Annotated in this window: 1 protein-coding gene and 1 pseudogene; both read right to left on the bottom strand. The window is 71.3% G+C overall.

The features are described from left to right. A partial coding sequence (locus G3I65_RS23510; protein ID WP_309235651.1) for a Rho termination factor N-terminal domain-containing protein occupies positions 1-311 on the bottom strand: 311 nt, incomplete at its 3' end. A 401-nt stretch (positions 312-712) separates the two neighbouring features. After that, a pseudogene (locus tag G3I65_RS23505) lies at positions 713-1,001 on the bottom strand (homoserine kinase); the annotation flags it as partial.

The raw sequence follows: 1,001 nt of genomic DNA, 5'->3' as shown, positions 1-1,001 counted from the left end.
TTGGTCTCGGCCGGGGCGGCGGGCGCCTCGGCCTTCGGCGCGGCCTTGGGGGCGTCGCCGACGCCCTCCAGCGGCAGCGTCTCGGCCGCCGCACGCGGCTTGCGCGACTTGCCCTGGCGCTCGCGGATCGCGGCGATCAGGTCGCCCTTGCGCATGCCCGTCGTCTCGCCGACGCCGAGTTCCCCAGCCAGCGAACGCAGCTCGGCGACGGTCTTACCGGTCAGCCCGCCGACCGTCCGCTTGGGAGCGGGGGCGGTGCCGTTCGTCTCGGCCGTGCCGCTCACGTCGCTCAAAAGATCGGTGTTGCTCACACATGTCCTTCCTGACCGATCCACGCCTCCAGGTGGATCAGCGGACTGCCGCTCGCTTCTGATCGCGAACCGGCGTATCTGCTCCCCGATACGCGAGACGAGCTCTTCGGCCGTGCGAAACACAGCTGGAGCGCCTCCACCACAGGGGTTTGCGTCCTCCAAACGGAGGACACGGAATTCGGCACCGCCGAAACCGAAAACCCGCCTGCGTTCATCCGCGTTACCCCGCTCGCCAGGCGGTGCGGATTCGGCGGATCAACGAAGGATGCGATCCCAGAGGACCGGCATCGGGTGCGGAAACGCACGGTGATCGAACGCCCCCGAGGGTAGACCGCGCGGGTGCCGGGTGCAACAACCACCCCCCGCGTGGCGGTCCCGGCGGCAGGCACGTGACCCAGCCTTCACTGAGCCGCAACCTGCACACCCGCGAGATCCACGGGCAGCTCGAAGACGTCGAAACCCTCAACGCCGACGTCCGCCGGGAGTATTCCCGCGGTGGTCAGCGCGAGCACCGTCGGGCCCGCGCCGGACACCGCGGCGGCCACTCCCCGTGCACGCAGCGTCGCCACCAGCTCCGTGCTGGCCGGGTACGCGGGGGCGCGGTAGCTCTGGTGCAGCCGGTCGTCGGTGGCCGCGAGCAGCAGCTCCGGCTTGGCCGTCAGCGCGTGCACGGCGAGCGCGGCGCGGCCG

It is taken from the genome of Amycolatopsis sp. SID8362, from assembly GCF_010550475.1.
GTDB classification, from domain to species: domain Bacteria; phylum Actinomycetota; class Actinomycetes; order Mycobacteriales; family Pseudonocardiaceae; genus Amycolatopsis; species Amycolatopsis eburnea.
Note: the sequence above shows the minus strand (reverse complement) of the source record. Positions and strands in the feature narration are given on the sequence as shown.